15 protein-coding genes and 1 tRNA gene are annotated in these 17,975 nt (G+C 41.2%); 8 read left to right on the plus strand and 8 right to left on the minus strand.

What is annotated here, in order from left to right:
• Window positions 1-4 precede the first annotated feature (4 nt).
• Window positions 5-766: a rhamnogalacturonan acetylesterase gene (locus L0B70_RS09020; protein WP_235141479.1), complete on the plus strand. Its 762-nt coding sequence runs from the start codon at window positions 5-7 to the stop codon at window positions 764-766.
• A 24-nt stretch (window positions 767-790) separates the two neighbouring features.
• The gene (locus L0B70_RS09025) at window positions 791-2,278 is read left to right on the plus strand and encodes a glycoside hydrolase family 28 protein (RefSeq protein ID WP_235141480.1); all 1,488 of its coding nucleotides are present in this window, start codon (window positions 791-793) and stop codon (window positions 2,276-2,278) included.
• A gap of 64 nt (window positions 2,279-2,342) precedes the next feature.
• Here the strand turns inward: L0B70_RS09025 and L0B70_RS09030 are convergent.
• Together L0B70_RS09030 and L0B70_RS09035 are read right to left on the minus strand one after the other, a co-directional pair.
• Window positions 2,343-2,429: transfer RNA gene (locus tag L0B70_RS09030), tRNA-Ser, on the minus strand.
• A gap of 69 nt (window positions 2,430-2,498) precedes the next feature.
• Entirely contained in the window at window positions 2,499-3,518 is a 1,020-nt protein-coding gene (locus L0B70_RS09035) for an asparaginase (RefSeq protein WP_235141481.1), read from the minus strand.
• Window positions 3,519-3,989: 471 nt separating this feature from the next.
• Between L0B70_RS09035 and L0B70_RS09040 the strand changes: the two genes are divergently transcribed.
• Window positions 3,990-4,649 (plus strand): TrmH family RNA methyltransferase, encoded by a 660-nt coding sequence (locus L0B70_RS09040; RefSeq protein ID WP_235141482.1) that lies wholly within the window; start codon window positions 3,990-3,992, stop codon window positions 4,647-4,649.
• A gap of 401 nt (window positions 4,650-5,050) precedes the next feature.
• Here the strand turns inward: L0B70_RS09040 and L0B70_RS09045 are convergent, their stop codons facing one another.
• From L0B70_RS09045 to tsaD, 3 genes are read right to left on the minus strand one after another with little or no spacing between them, the layout of a single operon-like run.
• Entirely contained in the window at window positions 5,051-5,761 is a 711-nt protein-coding gene (locus L0B70_RS09045; protein ID WP_235141483.1) for a 16S rRNA (uracil(1498)-N(3))-methyltransferase, read from the minus strand.
• A gap of 31 nt (window positions 5,762-5,792) precedes the next feature.
• Window positions 5,793-6,200: a hypothetical protein gene (locus L0B70_RS09050; protein ID WP_235141484.1), complete on the minus strand. Its 408-nt coding sequence runs from the start codon at window positions 6,198-6,200 to the stop codon at window positions 5,793-5,795.
• A gap of 17 nt (window positions 6,201-6,217) precedes the next feature.
• Entirely contained in the window at window positions 6,218-7,270 is a 1,053-nt protein-coding gene (tsaD, locus tag L0B70_RS09055) for a tRNA (adenosine(37)-N6)-threonylcarbamoyltransferase complex transferase subunit TsaD (RefSeq protein WP_235141485.1), read from the minus strand.
• 4 nt (window positions 7,271-7,274) lie between these two features.
• Here tsaD and L0B70_RS09060 point away from each other — a divergent pair, with 4 nt between their 5' ends.
• From L0B70_RS09060 to ric, 5 genes are all read left to right on the plus strand, one after another.
• On the plus strand, window positions 7,275-12,059 hold the full coding sequence (locus tag L0B70_RS09060) for a translocation/assembly module TamB (RefSeq protein WP_235141486.1): 4,785 nt from the start codon (window positions 7,275-7,277) through the stop codon (window positions 12,057-12,059).
• Between the two features lie 129 nt (window positions 12,060-12,188).
• The gene (locus L0B70_RS09065; protein ID WP_235141487.1) at window positions 12,189-12,659 is read left to right on the plus strand and encodes an Lrp/AsnC family transcriptional regulator; all 471 of its coding nucleotides are present in this window, start codon (window positions 12,189-12,191) and stop codon (window positions 12,657-12,659) included.
• Window positions 12,660-12,729: 70 nt separating this feature from the next.
• Window positions 12,730-13,110: a hypothetical protein gene (locus L0B70_RS09070; RefSeq protein ID WP_235141488.1), complete on the plus strand. Its 381-nt coding sequence runs from the start codon at window positions 12,730-12,732 to the stop codon at window positions 13,108-13,110.
• A gap of 1 nt (window position 13,111) precedes the next feature.
• Complete coding sequence (locus tag L0B70_RS09075; protein ID WP_235141489.1) at window positions 13,112-13,543, plus strand: Rrf2 family transcriptional regulator; 432 nt, start codon at window positions 13,112-13,114, stop codon at window positions 13,541-13,543.
• 126 nt (window positions 13,544-13,669) lie between these two features.
• Entirely contained in the window at window positions 13,670-14,383 is a 714-nt protein-coding gene (gene ric, locus L0B70_RS09080; RefSeq protein ID WP_235141490.1) for an iron-sulfur cluster repair di-iron protein, read from the plus strand.
• A gap of 171 nt (window positions 14,384-14,554) precedes the next feature.
• On the opposite strand, the gene L0B70_RS09085 is transcribed toward ric, so the two are convergent.
• The 3 genes from L0B70_RS09085 to L0B70_RS09095 all read right to left on the minus strand — a co-directional run bounded on the left by L0B70_RS09085 (window position 14,555) and on the right by L0B70_RS09095 (window position 17,962).
• Window positions 14,555-15,832, minus strand: coding sequence for a chloride channel protein (locus L0B70_RS09085; RefSeq protein WP_235141491.1), 1,278 nt, complete (start codon window positions 15,830-15,832; stop codon window positions 14,555-14,557).
• A 233-nt stretch (window positions 15,833-16,065) separates the two neighbouring features.
• Complete coding sequence (locus L0B70_RS09090) at window positions 16,066-17,043, minus strand: putative sulfate exporter family transporter (RefSeq protein ID WP_311195378.1); 978 nt, start codon at window positions 17,041-17,043, stop codon at window positions 16,066-16,068.
• A 37-nt stretch (window positions 17,044-17,080) separates the two neighbouring features.
• Entirely contained in the window at window positions 17,081-17,962 is an 882-nt protein-coding gene (locus L0B70_RS09095; protein WP_235141492.1) for a LysR family transcriptional regulator, read from the minus strand.
• Between the last annotated feature and the right edge of the window lie 13 nt (window positions 17,963-17,975).

A 17,975-nucleotide genomic window follows, 5' to 3' on the forward strand; every position in this document is an offset into this window, starting at 1 on the left:
GAATATGAAAGTTTATTCCTTTATCACAGGTGCGATTCTGCTTTTAACAGGTTGCAAAAGTTCAGAATCCATGAATAAAAACGCCAAAAATATCACCATGTTCACCATTGGAGATTCCACGATGGCCAATAAAGTAAAACCCGATGAAAACCCTGAAAGAGGTTGGGTTCAGGTTTTAGCACCGTTTTTTAATGACAATGTGACGATCAGAAATCATGCAGTAAATGGCAGAAGTACCAAAAGTTTTCGCGAACTGGGACATTGGAAAAACGTGATAGATTCTATAAAACCGGGAAATTATCTTTTGATCCAGTTTGGACATAATGATGGCAAAGAAACCGATCCGGCAAGATATACCAATCCGCAAACTTCTTACCGCTATAATCTAATCAATTATATTGAAGAAGCACGTGCAAAAGGCGCAATTCCAATCATGTTATCGTCCATTGCACGCAGAAAATTTAATAAGGAAGGAGTACTTTTAGATGCGCACGGAAATTATACTTTGGTGGCAAGATTAGTTGCTCAGGAAATGAATGTTCCCTTCATCGATATGCAGTATCTTACCGAAAATCTGGAAATGAAATACGGACCTGAAGGTTCGGCAAAATTACATTTGCATTATGCAAAAGGTGAAGATCCCTATTATCCGGACGGAATTGATGACAACACGCATTTATCGATTTTGGGTGCCACAGAAGTTGCTAAACTTTTCGTGGAAGATCTGAAAAGACAAAATATACCTTTGGCAAAATATTTAAAATAAAAATTCTCCTTTAATTTTCTAAGCATGAAAAAAATATCAGTTCTCTTCATCGTCATTTTCTCCATGATCAGTTGCAAAGCGCAAACAAATCCCATCGAATACTACATTAAAAACGCACCTTTCGAATTTGGTGAAATGGTTTTGCCCACAATCCCGGAAACTTCCTATAATATTAAGGATTTCGGCGGTGTTGGAAACGGAACTACTTTAAATACAAAAGCGTTTGAAAAAGCAATTTCCACCATTAGTGAAAAAGGCGGGGGAAAATTAATCGTTCCAGCCGGAATTTGGTTAACGGGACCGATCGAACTGAAAAGTAAGATCAATTTTCATGTAGAAAAAGGCGCAATTGTGCAGTTTTCAAGCGACATCAATCAATTTCCGATGCGTGAATATTCCAAAGGAAAATTTGATGTGACACCACCGATTTGGGGAAATAATTTAAAAGATGTTGCGTTCACCGGTGACGGAATTTTCGATGGAGCAGGAGAAGCCTGGAGACCGGTGAAAAAATTTAAATTGAGCAAAGAAGATTGGGCGAAATTAATTGTGAAAGGCGGAGTTCTGAGCGAAGACGGTAAAATTTGGTGGCCAAGTGTAAATGCTTTGAACGGCGAAAAATTATCAAAAATAATTTCTGCTAATAAAAATGCGACGATCGCAGACTACGAAATTCTTCATCATTATTTACGTCCGATGATGTTCACTTTATCCAAAGTGACCAATCTGCTAATCGACGGACCGACTTTCAGAAATTCCCCGAAATTTGTTATTAATCCTAAAAATATAACCAATTTGGTCATTAGAAATACGACAGTTTACAACCCGAAATGGGCGCAAAATGGCGATGGAATCGACATCAGTGCCTCGAAAAATGTGATTATTTACAACACGAAAGTAAATGCAGGAGACGACGGAATCTGCATGAAATCCAGTGGTGAACCGAAAAACGGCGAAGCGAATCTTCAAAATATTATTATTGCAGAATGCACGGTTTATGAAGGTCATGGTGGTTTTGTAATTGGAAGTAATACGGATGGCGGAATGAAAAATATTTTCGTTTCCAACTGTCTTTTTGACGGAACAGATATAGGTATTCGGGTGAAAAGTAATTCCGGTCGAGGTGGAGATGTAAGTAAAATTTACATTCAAAATATTGAGATGAAAAACATTGTGGAAGAAGCAGTTTTGTTTGATACTTTTTACGCAGATGCTCCGGCAGGAAGCAGCAAAGAAAGTCAGGACGCGCAATTTACAGGGGATAAAATTCCTTATCTGCACGATTTTTACATCAGCAACATCAACTGTGAAAGTGCAGAAACTGCCTTCAGTTTTACGGGGCTTCCTAATAAATTAATTGAAAATCTGTATTTTAAAAATGTCAACATTAACGCAAAACATGATATTGTCGGAAAAAATGCAGCAAATCTTGTTTTCGAAAATGTAAAAATCAACAACAGCAGCGATTTCGAAATTGACAGCGCGTTGAAAAGTGCGATAATAAAGAAGTAGAGACTTACCGCAAGATTTTACATTCAGCACAAAAAAAATCAGGAAAGTTTTCCTGATTTTTTTGTAGAGAGGAAGGGATTCGAACCCTCGGTACAGTTGCCCGTACACTAGCTTTCCAGGCTAGCTCCTTCAACCACTCGGACACCTCTCTGAATTGAAGACTGCAAAAATAGGGTAATTATTTGAATTCTAAAAATCGAATATTCAAAAATGTGAAAATTTAATTTTCCGAGACCTCGCCACACAGGTTTTTAGAGAAATTTTCCGCGAAAGTTCCGGTGTAATTGGGATTGTCCAGAAGATGCATTGCTTTTGTAATAGCACTTTCCGACGTAATATCGTTTCCGCTAATGGCGCCGATCTTCTTAAAAATATTCGAGTTCGTATATTTTCCGAATCTTATTCCGCCCGACACGCATTGCGAAATCACGACGATCTCTGTGTCCTGGTCGCGCAGACTTTGCAAAGTACGCTGCGTTTTTTCCGTATTAAAAATGGTTCCGGAGCCGAAAACCTGCAGCACCAAGACTTTGACGTTCGGGATTTCGTTAAAGTGATTCAGATGCATTCCCGGGAAGATGCGCCAGAACAAAACATCCTGCGAAATATGATTGTCCACGCGAAAAGGTTCCGACGTTTTGTTGCGCCATAAACAATCTTTAGACACGTTCAAATGCACGCCCGACTGTCCTAAAACCGGATAGTTCGGCGTTTGGTACGCATCAAAAAATTCGGCAGAATATTTCAGAGTGCGGTTGCCGCGCAGCAGTTTATACTCAAAATAAACCGCAACTTCCTGAATCACCGCCTCGTCATTTTCATACAAACTTGCATAATAAAGTCCGGTCAAAAGATTTTCTTTCGCATCCGTACGCAAATCGCCGATGGGCAGCTGCGAACCCGTTAAGATGACAGGTTTGGTTAAGTTTTTCAGCATAAAACTCAGTGCCGACGCGGTGTACGACATTGTATCCGTTCCGTGCAAAATCAGAAAGCCGTCGTAGTTATCGTAATTTTTGCCGATGTAATTGGCGATGATTTTCCACTCTTCCGGTCCCATATCCGAGGAATCCAGCGGCTTTTTAAAGGGATGAACCGAAACTTCGCATTCCAAAAGTTTCATTTCCGGAATTTTTTTAAAAATATTTCCAAAATCGAAAGCCTGCAGGCTGCCCGTTTCGTAATCTTTTTCCATCCCGATCGTTCCGCCCGTATAAATTAGAAGCACTTTTCTTTTCATAGGCTCAAAAATACGGTATTTCGCAGAATAAGAAAAATGAAGATTTGGGCAATTTTTTTAGATTTTTCCCTGCCATTGCCCTGCAAAAATCTAAAAAACCGGGCTCTTCGTTTCAATTCCTCCCCGCCGCGGAGGGTCCGGGATTTCCACTGCGATCCCTATTGCGCTTAGCGGACTGCAAGGAAGGAGCGCTGTTAGAGCTTTGAGCTCTAACAGCGCTTGCTACGCGTTATCATTACTCTTTTGGCGCTCGCTTCGCTCGCGCCACCAAATTTTTTTAAGTTTGCCACTATTACACGAATCGTCCTGGTTTATAATCAACAGTAAAATCCGTGCGCCTCCATTAGTGCATTCGTGGCAAAAAAATTACCCTTTTGGCGCTCGCTTCGCTCGCGCCACAAAACTTTCACAAGCGTTGTTAGCGCTTCAAGCGCTAACAACGCTCCCCAAAAAATCCCTACTTTTGAACCCATGAAAGACCTCCAAACCTTCGAATACCTCCAGCAATTCCTTACGCCAGAACGCTTGCAGAAGATCAATCATTTCGCGCCCGAAAGTTCCGATTTTGTTTTGCCGGTGATCGAAGACGTTTATCAGTTCCGCAACGCAGCGGCCATCGTTCGGTCGGTCGAAGCCTGTGGATTTCATAAAATCGTGGCGATGGAAAGTAAAAATGAGTTCAATCCCAATCTTCGCGTCACGAAGGGCGCCGAAACCTGGGTAGAGGTGGAGCGGCTCCCGCACAGCATCGAATCTTTAAGTCAGATAAAAGACAGAGGGTATCAAATTCTCGCGGTTTCTCCGGAAAAAAATGCCACGCTCTTGCCGGATTACCAAATAACGCAACCTGTAGCTTTGGTTTTCGGCACCGAAAAAGAAGGTGTAACGCCGGAGATTTTAGACTTCGCCGACGAAACTTTGGCCATTCCGATGTACGGCTTTACGCGAAGTTATAATGTTTCAGTGGCCGCGGCGATTTGCGTTTATGAGCTCAAGCAAAAATTATTGCGGTCAGATATCAACTATAAGCTTTCGGAAGACAAACTCTGGCAGCTGAAAGTTCGCTGGGCCGCGAATTCGATTAAAAGCGGCGAACAGATTTTAGCAAAATATCTGAGAGACAATTCCTAAAAAGTACCATCATGGGTATTGAACTTTTAGAAAATCCTTTATTTAATATCACTTTTTTTGGCGGAACTGTATTTATTCTGGCCGGATTGGTACAACTAAAATTTCCGCCGACGAAAATTAATTCACTGTAAGGATATCGAAGTGTTTCCTCCATGAAATCTCAGGAAATGGGATTTTGCCCAAAAATTTTCCGCGAAAGAATTGATAAAATTGGGCTTTTTGTTATCGTTGTCGTCTTTAGTAGCGATCGGTACCAATTTTAACAATTCCATCAATTTAGTCATCGGTTTATTTTTGATGATCCTGCTTGTAATTATTCTTTTAGTAAGAGTTGAATGGGCGATTAAAGCAAAATTCAAAAACTAAAAATGTACGAATTAATAAATCATCACATCAAATAATCAACGCATCAATCCGTAATTCCACGCCGCCACAAAAACGCCCGCGGTTTCCGTACGCAATCTTTGCTTTCCGAGCGAAACAGCTTTTACGCCTTTTTCTGCCAAGATTTGAATTTCTTTATCCGAAAAATCACCTTCCGGACCTATCAAAAAAGTTATTTTTTGCTGTTGATCCTGCTTAGTCTGGCTGAGCAAGTTTAAATCAATCCGCTCCAGATTTTCGTTGCAGTGGGCGACAAAAGTGGTTTTTGGATTGATTTCTTTAATGAAATCGGAGAATTTTGTTAATTCGTTGATGATGGGAAAATGAGTCCGCAAACTCTGTTTCGACGCTCCTACACTTTGCTTGCGGATCTTTTCAATGTTGACATTCTTTCGTTCCGTTTGCTCGGTTTGCAGTAACGTAATTTCCGAAATACCCATTTCCGTGGCTTTTTCCACAAAAAATTCAATTCGGTCGATATTTTTCGTGGGAGCGATTGCAATGTGAAGTTGTCGGGAGAAATCCGGCAAATTTTTGGTGATTTCCTGAACTTCAAGCGAAACTTTTTTCCCTTCAAACACCAGATTCCCTTTTGCTAAATTTCCTTTGCCGTCGGTGACGAAAATTTCTTCGCCGGAGCGCATGCGCAAAACTTTTACAATATGCGTTTGTTCTTCATTGTCGATATGGACGCGATCTCCCGTTATTTCTCCGTAAAATAATTTCATTTAAAGTTTCTTTTTTTAATTGAATACTATATCACGGTTTCAGATAATTATTCTCACTTAAAAAGGCCACGCCGGTTTTGATGGTCGTGTAAACATCAGTGTCGCATTGCCGGTAACTGCAAGGGTAAATTTCTTCGATCCATTTTTCATTACTGAAAATTAAATTTAAATATTCCGTTTTTCTGAGATTATTTTTGAGGGAGAGGTAATCGCCTTCTTTTGGGGTGAAAGCAAAACTAAAAACGTTTTCAGTATTTATTTTTTCGAGAAACTCCTCTTTAATGTCGTGCAGGTACCCGATTTCGGAACTTTCATTCAGAAAATCCGATTCTTCCGTCGGTGCTTCAGTTTTTCCGACGACCGTTTCTAAGATCCAGTAATACCGGGAACTTTTTTTGGAGTGCGATACGAGGACTTTTTCTTCTAATAATATTTTCATGTGAAAGTTGTAATCTGTTAATCTTTTGCCTGAACATCTTTTTTAAAGCTCTCCTCAATATCATATCGTGAAGTGGCCGAAACGGACAGATCGGCAAATTCACCGCGGTCATATTTTAATTTCGCCACCATCGCGATCATTGCAGCGTTGTCTGTGGTATATTCAAACTTCGGAATGTAAATGTTCCAACCCAATTTCGCTGTATTTTTCTGCATGGCCTCTCGTAGGCCGGAATTTGCAGAAACGCCGCCAGCAATGGCAACTTCATTGATGTTAAGGTCCTTCGCGGCTTTTTCCAGTTTATTCATCAATATTTCGACGAGGGTTTTTTGAACGGAAGAGCAAAGATCTTCCAGATTTTCTTTGATGAAATCTGGATTTTTCTTCATTTCTTTCTGAATAAAATACAGCACAGAAGTTTTGATGCCGCTAAATGAATAATTATAATTGTCGATGCGTGGTTTGTTGAACTGAATAGCTTCTGCGTTTCCGTTTTTTGCCAAACGATCGACAATAGGACCGGCCGGATAATCGAGACCGAAAATTTTTCCGATCTTGTCAAAGGCTTCGCCCGCGGCATCATCGATGGTTTTACCCATGATTTCCATATCAAAATAATCTTTCACCAAAACGATCATCGTATGGCCGCCGGACACCGTTAAACACAAAAAGGGAAATTTAGGCGGATTGGGATTGGCATCTTCGATAAAATGCGCCAAAATGTGTGCCTGCAAATGGTTAACCTCAATCAAAGGAACCTTCAAACTCATCGACAAAGATTTCGCGAAAGAAGTTCCTACGAGCAAAGACCCCAAAAGTCCGGGACCGCGCGTAAAACCAATGGCAGAAATATCTTTTTGTTGTATATTTGCTTTGCTCACAGATTTTTGTACCACCGGGATAATATTTTGCTGATGGGCACGAGAAGCCAGCTCGGGAACAACACCACCATATTCGTTGTGGATCTCCTGGTTGGCTGCAATGTTGGAAAGGATTTTATTTCCCTGAAGAATTGCTGCTGAAGTATCGTCGCAGGACGATTCTATACCTAAAATTATTGAGTCGCTCATAACAATGGCAAATTTAGAGAATAATAACGATAACGAAAATAAAAGATCTGTCGCGGAGAATATTGGCGATCAGATTCAGCATACCGCCGAGAACGTGAGCGGTAAGGTGCAGGAAACGGTAAAAGATGCGGGACAACTTGCTTCCGATGCAATTCGTCATCCTGTCGATACCGCGAAAGAATTTGGCGAACAGGCCGCAAAAGACGTCACCAGCTACAAATGGTGGGCAAAATTGCTGCTCGCTGTTTTTTGGATTGCGCTTTTTCTGGTGGCTTCCTTTTTCGTGATCGTAAGTCTTCCGGCCACCAAAAACTGGGCTGCCCAAAAGGTCATCGAAAAACTGAATAAAGATTTAAAATCCCAAATGTCTTTTGAAAGCGTGGAAGTCAACTATTTTGGGGATATTCATATTCACAAAGTTGCCATAAAAGATTATAAGAACTTTCAGTTTTTAAAAGCAAATGAACTTTATGCGGATTCGAACTGGTTCTCCATCATCAGCAATTCGCGCAACATGCAGTTTCAGTCCTTATCGTTAAAAAACCTGGATTTAAAAGTTATCACCTATAAAGGCGACAGCATTTCCAATTTCGTACGTTTCGTAGATCTCTTCAACACGCCTTCGCCCACGGTTAAAAAAGAACCTTTTCAGTTGAAATCGCGTATTTTCATCACCGATTCCAGGGTTTCCATCATCAATCAAAACAGTGAAGGTGAGGCCGGCAAATGGCTTACAGCGACGAACGTTAATGTGGTGGTTCCAGAACTGAAAGTGAACGGCTCCAATGTTTTTGCGCAGATCAATAACATGCGCTTCATCACGGAACGGTGGGGTAAAAAACATATTGTCGACACGTTTTCCGCGGATTTGGCGCTCACCAAACAGTTTCTTTCCTTAAAAGATCTAACTATTAATACGGATCATTCTTTACTACAGGGCGATGTAAAATTCAATCTGAACAACGGTTCCTGGGCAGATTTTGCCGACCGCGTGCGCTGGGATATGGCCATGCAGCAGGGAAGTCAGATCAGCGGTTACGATATCAGCTATTTTGTGACGAACTGGGATAATTATAAACCCATCAACATTTCGGGCACAATGACGGGACCTTTAAATAAATTTTATCTGGATGATTTTCTTGTTCGCAATTCAAAAGTAAACATCCGCACACAGACCATGAAGGTTTCTAATATTCTAAAAGGCGATTTCCGGATTGAAACCAACCATCTTTCCACCGATTTTACCTATCGTGATCTGAAAGACATGATGCCAACCTTCATCTCTTCCAAAATGAAAAATTTTGCCGATGATTTTGGCCGCTTAAAATATAATGGTGCCGTTCGCGTGACGCCAAAAGAAGTTTTTGTGCCCAAAGCCAATTTAATTACAGGCATCGGACAGGCGAAAATCACTAATTTTTATTTAAATGATTACAGCTCCGCCTTGCCAAAATACCGAGGTTTTGCCGAAGTGAACGATCTCAATACGTCGGTTATTACAAAGAACAACCAGGTCGGTTTAATCTCTGGCCGCTTCGATGTACGCGGCGAAAGTTTCGATGTGAATACGATGAGACTGAAAACCAAATCGCAGATTTCCAAAATTGAAATCCTCAACAAAGAAATTAATAATATTTATCTGGATGGATTTCTGGACCATAAAACCTACAACGGAATCGTTAATGTGAATGACGAAGAGGCAAAAGCGCAGGTGAAAGGATTTATCGATTTCCGTACCAGCCGTCTCGCAGCCGATGTTGTGGCCGACGTGCAGTACCTGAATATCAATTATTTTACCGGTGGAAAAGGAAGTCAGGTTGTAACCGGCTTGGTGAACGGAAAAGTTTCCATGACCAATCTGAACGATCTTAATCTGGACGCAGATCTGCAAAATGTAACTTTTGCCAACGCAACGCAGAAATTCCTGATTCCAAATGCAAAAGTAAAAGCCTTTTTCGAAAACGGAAACCGCGTGGTAAGCGTTGATGCGCCCGGCGCCGTAAACGGGCACATCTCGGGTAAATTTAATCTGGCAGATCTCGCCGGAATGATCCAAAACGGTGTTGAAAAAATCCTCGTCGGTCCGCCACCCCGAAAATTGTATCGCGGTCAAAATTTCGCAATGAATTTTGAGGTGCAGCAAGTCTTGGTCAACTATATCGAACCGAATCTTCAGGTTCCCGGCGGCGCATCTGTAACCGGTGCCTACGACGGAAATGCGAACAATCTTATTTTAAATGTTGATGCGCGTTCCCTAAAATATCTCATGACGAAGAAAGAAGAGATTACCGAGGCGGATCAGGCACTAGCACGCGCAAATCCCGCTTACACCCTCACCCAGCGCGACAAAATTTCGCGGGACAGCGCAATGGTCGACAGTATAATGGTCCGGATTAATACGGCGAATCTTGATGAACAGATTTTTGCAAAGATCAACCGTGTTGAATACAATCAAAACATTCTTAAAGATATAACGCTGAGTGGCAGAAACGAAAATAACAGTATTTTGCACATCGCTGCAAACTTCAAGCATGGTACGCCCGAAGACGAAGTAAAAGAAACGCTGAAAGAATATGCGGTTAATCTAAATCAGACAGCCAATGCGGCGGGAGATTATGTCTTCAGATTCGAGCCGACCACGGTAAAGATCAGTGATGTTGCGTGGAGTGTTGATACCGATCCGGCTTTAAATCATTCCATTACCTACCGCAAGAAGACGGCGGATTTTTTAATACAGAATCTGCGTCTTTATTCGGATGCCAGCGAACTGTTTTTGAAAGAATCGGTATTTAAATCAGCTAAAGATTTTTCCGCTGATGGCGAAGTTAAAAATCTGAATATCGCGAAAATTTTTGCTTTGGCAAAAGGCGAAAACAGCATGGATATTCAAGGTGTCGCAAACGGAACTTTCAATATAAAAATGGACCAGAACAATCTGGAACCTTTGATCGATCTTAATGTTACCGATATTTTGATGAACGGCAAGGATATGGGAAATGTGGTTATTTCTGCGAAGAAAAGCGAAGTTCCCAACGTTTTCGATGTGGAGGCGCGTGTTGTTTCTGCAGGAATTATAGGGGATAACAATCTTTTATTATCGGGGACTATCAACAATAATACATCGTCCCCAACCCTGGATTTGGTGGCGGATATGAAGGAGTTCGATCTGGCCTTTACACAGGAATTTGTAAAGGGCGTGTTTGGAAATGTTCGCGGAAAAGCTTCCGGGGAGTTGAAAATTTCCGGCAAACTCAGCGATATTGATTACAGTGGCGACATTGCCTTGAAAGAATTTGGCCTGAAACTTAATTTTACAGGCGTTGATTATGCCTTGGATGATACCGTGGTTTCCCTTTCCAAAGGGTTGGCTATCCTGAATGACATTGGCGTGAAAGACGGAAGAACCAATTCCCGGGGGTCCATTTCGGGGGCGATTCAGTTTGAAACTTTGGCTTCCATGGGCGTCAACTTAGTTTTAAGAGCGGACAATTTGATGCTGTTGAACACCACTCAGAAAGATCTCGATCTCTTTTGGGGCCGCGTTTACGGCACCGGAACGCTTTATGTAGACGGACCGGTTTCGGCCTTAAATATTGCCACGCCGGAAATGAAAGCTTTAAACAACAGTGTCTTTACTTTTAATTCAAATTCAACCTCCAATGTGGAAGAATTTAAGATGTTGCGTTTTCTGAAAAAGGACGATGCCGGCCTGGTGAGTGTGGAAGAGCAAAAACGCTCCAGCGCCAATATCAACGTTGATTTTACCATTTCCGTCGACAAAGGAACAACGGTGAATGTTTTGGTAGGCGACGATATTGGAGATATTACCGTTCGCGGAAATTCGGATAAACTACGATTCTTAATGAGCCGAACGGGTTCCATCTCCATGAACGGCGATTATTTCGTCGAAAACGGAACATTTGTTTCAAAGGCGATCCTGAACCGAACCTTCCAGATTACGAAGGGAAGCAGTATCCGCTGGGATGGCGATCCTATTTCGCCGGAGCTTAATATGGATGCAACCTATTTGAGAACCGTAACGAACGCCGGGCAATATTTAGGGTTAGGAAGTTCGCTACAGCCAATTAATGTCTTGCTTTCCACAAAAATTACGCAGACGCTGAACAATCCAAAAATTGAACTCGGTGTTTCGGCTCAGGATGTTTCGAGTAATCTGCGCGATATTTTAGCGGAAAAAATGAGCAATGAAGACGAAAAAATCATACAGTTCGGCTCTGTGCTGGTGATGAACACTTTCAATGTAGGCAATTCCGCGTTCGATATTACGCTGGGAAGTACGCTGGAAAATTCCGGATACAATATGCTTTTTAAGCAGTTGGGATCGGTATTAAATACCATCAGTAATGAATTTCAGGTCGATTTAAATTATCTGAACGGCGATAATGCGTCGAATACGGGCGACCGCGCGAATGCCAGTGTGAGTTTCGCGCTTTCTCCACGCGTTAAAGTAAAAACCGGTTTGGGTATTCCAATCTCTAAATCTGAAAACACCAGTGCCGATTATCTTTCCGGCGAAGGAATTGTAGAGTACGACTGGTCTAAAAAGAATGACGGCACGCGTTTGCTTCGCGCCTATTCCAAGCCGTCAAATATCGGACTCAACGGCGCCGGTGCGGGAAATGCAAACGCGAACCAGAGCTATGGCATTGGAGTTGTGTATAGTAAAAGTTTCAGTACAATCTTTAAAAGAAATAAAAAAGGCAAAAAGAGTCCGAAAGCAAAAAACTTAATTAAAAGAGATTCCGTTAAAAATGATACATTAAAATAAAGATTTTAATGCAAAACATAACTAATACGTTAAAAATAGTTAATACTAAGCTAAACTTTTTAGTTTTAATATTTTATTGTAAATTTGCAAAAATATTCACGTTATATTATCAAATTTATAAAATAGAAAATGAACTATCAATTAGACGACATAGATAAAAAAATCCTCGATTTTTTAGTACAAAACACCCGTATGCCTTTTACAGAGATCGCTAAGCAAATGGATGTTTCCGCAGGTACAATTCACGTTCGGGTGAAAAAAATGGAAGATGCCGGCATTATTTTAGGTTCTTCTTTAAGCATTGATTATGGTAAATTAGATTATCATTTCACGGCTTTTATCGGAATTTTATTAACCAAATCCAACAGAACGCAGGAAGTTTTAAAGGAATTAACTACAATTCCAAATGTTATCGAAGCCAGTGTGATCTCCGGAAAATACAATATCTTCTGTAAAATCAGAGCTAAAAATACCGAAGACGCGAAGAGAATTATCTACCAGATCGACGACATTCAGGATGTGATGAGAACGGAAAGTATGATCTCCATGGAAGAATATATTTCCGACAAAAACAGATTAATCGACGCCGTCTCAATTTAAACGCAGCCGATTTTCAATAAACACTAAAACTTTTGAATTCATTTTCAAAAGTTTTTTTAATTTTACTACTATGAAGGAAGAATTTAAGAACGAAAGTCCCAAAAAAGATATGGGATTTATTTTATCGCTTGGGGCGTTACTTTTATTTACGTTAATGGGAATCGGCATTGATACCGACGAATATCTGCAGCGCGTGGAACTTCATATTCCCGGCAACTACTTCCTCCTGATCTTTGGCGTCGATCTCTTGATGATCATCGGATTAATTTTAATCTTTTTCTACCGCAAAGTCGGCATATTTCTTTTTCCTGCGGCGGTGCTGCTGCATTACATACTGCACAATTACTACCTTTCCACGTTTTTGTATACGGACGTCACCAATATGTTTCTCTTCGTTTCTGTGGGTCTGCTCGCCTTTATTCCGAAATGGAAATTTTTTAAAATCATTTAAAATGTTTTCCAAAGCCTGCGAATATGCTTTAAAAGCTACCATTTATATCGCCCAACAAAGTTTGCAGCAAAAACGCGTGAACGTGAAAGATGTGGCAAACTCCGTGGATGCGCCAATCGCGTTTACGGCAAAAATCCTGCAGCAGCTTTGTCGGGAAAATATTTTGGAATCCAATCGCGGAAAGCAGGGCGGTTTTATTTTCGAAATTGAAAAGCAAAAGCAAATAAGGATTTACGATGTGGTCCGCATTATGGATGGCGATTCCATTTTTACGAATTGCGGTTTGGGTCTGCACAAATGCTCCGAACTAAATCCCTGTCCCGTACACGATGATTTTAAAAAGGTACGCGAAAATCTTATCTTCATGACGCAGAAATATTCCTTCTACGATCTCGCCATCAAAACCGAAAACGGTTTGGCCTGGTTAAAATAATCTTTTCCAAATTCAAAAAATTAATTAAAAACACCTGATAAATGTTTGAATGAATTTATATCGGATAAATTTGTCCGAATTAAAAATATGTTTTACATTTGTCCTATAAATATTAAATCACGAATCATGTTAACACAAGAAAAAACAATAGGCGAAATGGTAGCGGAAGATTTCCGCGCGGCAGAAGTGTTCCGAAAATATAAAATCGATTTCTGCTGCAAAGGAAACCGAACCATCGAAGAAGCCTGCGAAAACAAAAAGTTCGACGTCTCCGAAGTTTATAACGATTTGGAAAAAGTCTCAAACCAAAAAGCCACCGACATCGATTTCAATTCATGGCCTTTAGATCTGTTGGCAGATTATGTCGAAAAAACGCACCACCGCTACGTGGAAGAAAAAACCGCGGTGCTTCTTCAATATCTAAATAAACTCTGCAAAGTTCATGGCGACCGCCATCCTGAACTGTTCGAAATTAATGAGCTTTTCAGCGAAAGCGCACAGGACCTGGCCGCCCACATGAAAAAGGAAGAGTTAATTTTGTTCCCTTTCATCAAAAAAATGGTTGCGGCGAAACAAAAAGGAGAAAGTTTACCAACACCTGCATTTGGATCTGTTGAAAGTCCGGTGGCGATGATGAAACACGAGCATACCGTGGAAGGCGAGCGTTTTGTGAAAATTGCAGAATTAACCAATAATTATCAGTTTCCGGAAGATGCGTGCGGAACGTATCAGGTCACTTTTAAGATGTTGGAAGATTTCGAAAATGATCTGCACAAACACATTCACTTAGAAAATAACATTCTGTTCCCGAAAGCTATAGAAATGGAAAAAACATTTTAGACTGAATTTTCTGTTTTTTTTACGGAAGTCCATCTCACCTTTTTGAGGTGGATTTCTATTTTAAGAACATGTAGAGTTTAACGCTAACGATAATTCAGTAAAATTATAACTGTATAGCTGGACTGAAAGCAGCTTTTACATTTAAATTTTCAGCCTCCTTTTTTATGGTTTTTACGAAGCGGTTTTTGAATTTAAGTAGAAGTCGTACGTGTAAACATTGTAAGGCAGGATTAGCTTTGAAATTCCATACGAAATAAAACAGCAGATCAAAATCGGAACAAACAGAATGTAACCGTCCGGCAGCAGATTACAGATCAAGACAACGGACGTGAAGGGAGCGTAAAGTGATGCCGACAAAGTTGCTGCGGCGCCGATCAGTGCAAAATTAATTGGAATGAGATTCATGCCGAAATAGGTATTTCCCACGAAAGCCACCATCAATCCTAAAAAAGCGCCCGCAACAATACTGGGTGCGAAAACGCCGCCGTCGCCGCCCGCGCCTAAAGTTAAAGAAGCTGCCAAAGGTTTTAAAACCGCCAGGATGACGAGAAGAAATAATGTAATGGTTGGCGCATTTAACGGCTCATGCAAAATTTCGCGCAGACCGTGATAGCTGTCTCCGTACAAAGTCGGGTAAAAGAAAATCATCGTTCCGACGGCGATGGCGCCTAAATTCACGCGCAGAAAATTATTCGAAATATTTCCGAAAAGCTTTTTCATCCTCGTCACCAAAAGCGTAAAATAAACGGAAAGAACGCCGCCCAAAATGCTCAAAACAACGAAAAAGGGAATCGCAGCATACGTCCATTCTTTAACCGGATGCGTGAGGATTTTTTCGGAATCGAAAAGTTCAATAAAAATCCAGCTTACCAAAGCCGAGGCCGTGCACGCGATGACGAGTGATTTCCGCATCTTGCGCGCAATAACTTCCAAAGCAAATAAAAATCCGGCCAGCGGACTCGTAAACAAGATTGCGACGCCCGCGACCACGCCCGCACAGATGAGTTCACGCTTGTACATGCGCGCGGAAAATTCTTTTTCGTAGGCATAATTTCCGATTGTTGCTGTCGCGACAACGGTAGAAACTTCCACGCCTGTGGATCCGCCGAAAATAACCGTCAGGAAACCATTAAAAAAGTGAGACGGAATTTTAAAAAGTGGCAAATGATCTTTGCGCTGATCCAGCGTTTTGTAAATTTCAGTAATTCCCTTATTTTTTCGGTTTCGAAAAAGATATTTCCGCAGAAAAAAGATGGCCGTAATCCCGATCGTGGGCAGAATTATAAAGAGTGCGGAATATTTTCCGACTACGGTATTGAACAGATGATGTTCGAAATATTCCGTAAGATGTTTTAGAGAAAACGCGAGCAAAGCACTCGTTAAACCGACCAACGCTGAGGCAACGATGAGGCGGAAATAATGTTGGGTTACGATTTTTTGTCTTTCCAAGAGTTTGCTTTAAGATGAGTAGAATGAAATTTAAAACTGAAGATCTTTAATACCGAAGAAATTTGAAGCTTAAAAGTTTCGTGCCGCAAATTTACGGGAACTTTAATAAATGGAATGAATTTTAAGAATTTTTTGGGTGCTGTCGAAATCTGGTTTGAACCTTGTCAACGTTTCAAACCTGGTCAAGGTTAGGTTCGGAATATTTCAAAAAAGCAACAGCGAACCGAAATGCTTTATTTTACAATCATCAACAGGCTTCCGGCACTTACTACAATCCAGAGTACGACTGCCAAAAAGAGCGGTTTCCAGCTGATCGTTTTTAAGGTTTGGAGCGAAATGGTGGAGCCGATCAAAAATAAAGTCAGGTTCAGGCCGGATTTTGCGGCGGTGGTCGCTGCGTTACTGAAAGCATCAAAAATTGGGAAATACGTATTCAAAAGAATTGCAATAATAAAATACCCGATAAACCACGGGATTCTCACTTTCGCTCCTTTCGTCTTAAAAAATACCATCGTTAAGAGCGACATCGGAATAATCCACAAAGCACGGGAAAGTTTCACGGTGGTTGCAATTTTTAAGGCGACGTCCCCGTATTTACTCGCCGCGCCCACCACTGAACTCGTGTCGTGAATGCCGATGGCGCACCACAATCCGAACTCCTCCTGCGTCATGTTCAATAAATGACCGAGCGCCGGATAAACGAACAGGGCAATTGAATTCAACGTAAATACGATGGCCAAAGCCAAAGATATTTGTTTCGTGGAGGGTTTGATGATGGGAGAAACGGCGGCAATGGCACTGCCGCCGCAAATCGCGGTTCCCACGGAGATCAGGTACGACAAAGGTTTTTCTAATTTTAATAATCTGCCCAGTGAATATCCTAAAACCATCACCGTTGTGATGCTCAGAAGGGTTAAAGTAATGCCTTCTTTTCCGGCGTGCAGCGCTTCGTCGAGTTTCAGACCGAAACCCAAACCTACGATAGAAACCTGCAAAAGTAGATTAATATATTTATGAAGCCTTTGTTCATAAGGATTTCCGACGATGATGGTGAAAGCGATTCCGAACGCCAGTGCGACAGGCGACGAAGCGAGAGGAGAAAGACAGAAAATAACCAGAAAGAAAAAGAGAATTTTTTGGAACAGGTCTTTCGACGCGGAAGTTTGCATGATGATTTTAATTTTGAAGCACAAATTTCGGTCATTTGTCATTCAAAATTTCATCATAAATAGTTCTTAAATATAACGTTTAGTTATAACGGACGAATTTGAGGAAAAGATGAATCAGCTCCGACTGTTCCCCTTTCAAAGTTATAAAATGGAAATTCCGTTCGATACTGAAATTTTTAATATCGATGACGCTGAGTTGGTTATTTTTTAGTTCCTGCAAAACGGTACTTACCGAAACGAACGCCATGGCCTCAGAGTGGAGCAGGTAATTTTTAATGCTTTCGCTGCTGCCCAGATTCATGACGATATTTAAAGATTTCAGGTCGATCTTATTTTTTTTCAGTTGATTCTCAATGAATTCCTGTGTGCCGGAACCCTGTTCGCGAGACACCAGATCGATCGTGTAGAGATCTTTCAGTTTCAGCGTTTTGTTCGCCCACGGATGATCGGCTTTGCACACCAACACGATTTCGTCCGGTTTGAAAATTTCGTAATCGAAGTACGAAGACCGCGATTCGCCTTCTACAATGCCCAAATCGATCTGTCCGTTTTTGAGTAAGTTGGAAATGTCTTCGGTGTTATGCGTCACAAGTTCGATGGCGATTTCTTTGTAGTAAGCATTGAATTTAGCCAGAATTTCCGGTAAAATATACTGCGCGATCGTTGTACTTGCACCGATTTTCAGTTTTCCTTTCTGTTCTTTGTTGAGTTGGGAAATATCAAACTCCAGATCGCGGTAAAGATTGCGGATTTTCTCGGCGTACTTCAGTAAAGTTTTGCCGCTTTCGGTCAGCTGAATGGTGGTACCGTTTCTGCTGAAAAGTTTGGTGTTGAGGTGATTTTCAATTTCCTTAATATGCTTCGTAACGGCGGGTTGCGAAATGCTGAGTTCATTGGCCGCTTTCGTAAAACTTAGGCGGCTGGCCACGGTGTAAAAAACTTTTAGGCGGTAATCGAACATGATCAATGTGGAA

The sequence above is a fragment of the Kaistella sp. 97-N-M2 genome (genome assembly GCF_021513235.1).
In the GTDB taxonomy this organism is placed as follows: Bacteria; Bacteroidota; Bacteroidia; order Flavobacteriales; family Weeksellaceae; genus Kaistella.

Coding starts and splice junctions, on each gene's coding strand:
- L0B70_RS09050 (WP_235141484.1), bottom strand. CDS start 6,200: ATGAAAATATTATTAGAAGAAAAAGTCCTCGTATCGCACTCCAAAAAA.
- L0B70_RS09025 (WP_235141480.1), top strand. CDS start 791: ATGAAAAAAATATCAGTTCTCTTCATCGTCATTTTCTCCATGATCAGT.
- L0B70_RS09090 (WP_311195378.1), bottom strand. CDS start 17,043: ATGACAAATGACCGAAATTTGTGCTTCAAAATTAAAATCATCATGCAA.
- L0B70_RS09035 (WP_235141481.1), bottom strand. CDS start 3,518: ATGAAAAGAAAAGTGCTTCTAATTTATACGGGCGGAACGATCGGGATG.
- L0B70_RS09075 (WP_235141489.1), top strand. CDS start 13,112: ATGTTTTCCAAAGCCTGCGAATATGCTTTAAAAGCTACCATTTATATC.
- L0B70_RS09060 (WP_235141486.1), top strand. CDS start 7,275: ATGGCAAATTTAGAGAATAATAACGATAACGAAAATAAAAGATCTGTC.
- L0B70_RS09020 (WP_235141479.1), top strand. CDS start 5: ATGAAAGTTTATTCCTTTATCACAGGTGCGATTCTGCTTTTAACAGGT.
- ric (WP_235141490.1), top strand. CDS start 13,670: ATGTTAACACAAGAAAAAACAATAGGCGAAATGGTAGCGGAAGATTTC.
- L0B70_RS09040 (WP_235141482.1), top strand. CDS start 3,990: ATGAAAGACCTCCAAACCTTCGAATACCTCCAGCAATTCCTTACGCCA.
- L0B70_RS09065 (WP_235141487.1), top strand. CDS start 12,189: ATGAACTATCAATTAGACGACATAGATAAAAAAATCCTCGATTTTTTA.
- L0B70_RS09045 (WP_235141483.1), bottom strand. CDS start 5,761: ATGAAATTATTTTACGGAGAAATAACGGGAGATCGCGTCCATATCGAC.
- tsaD (WP_235141485.1), bottom strand. CDS start 7,270: ATGAGCGACTCAATAATTTTAGGTATAGAATCGTCCTGCGACGATACT.
- L0B70_RS09095 (WP_235141492.1), bottom strand. CDS start 17,962: ATGTTCGATTACCGCCTAAAAGTTTTTTACACCGTGGCCAGCCGCCTA.
- L0B70_RS09070 (WP_235141488.1), top strand. CDS start 12,730: ATGAAGGAAGAATTTAAGAACGAAAGTCCCAAAAAAGATATGGGATTT.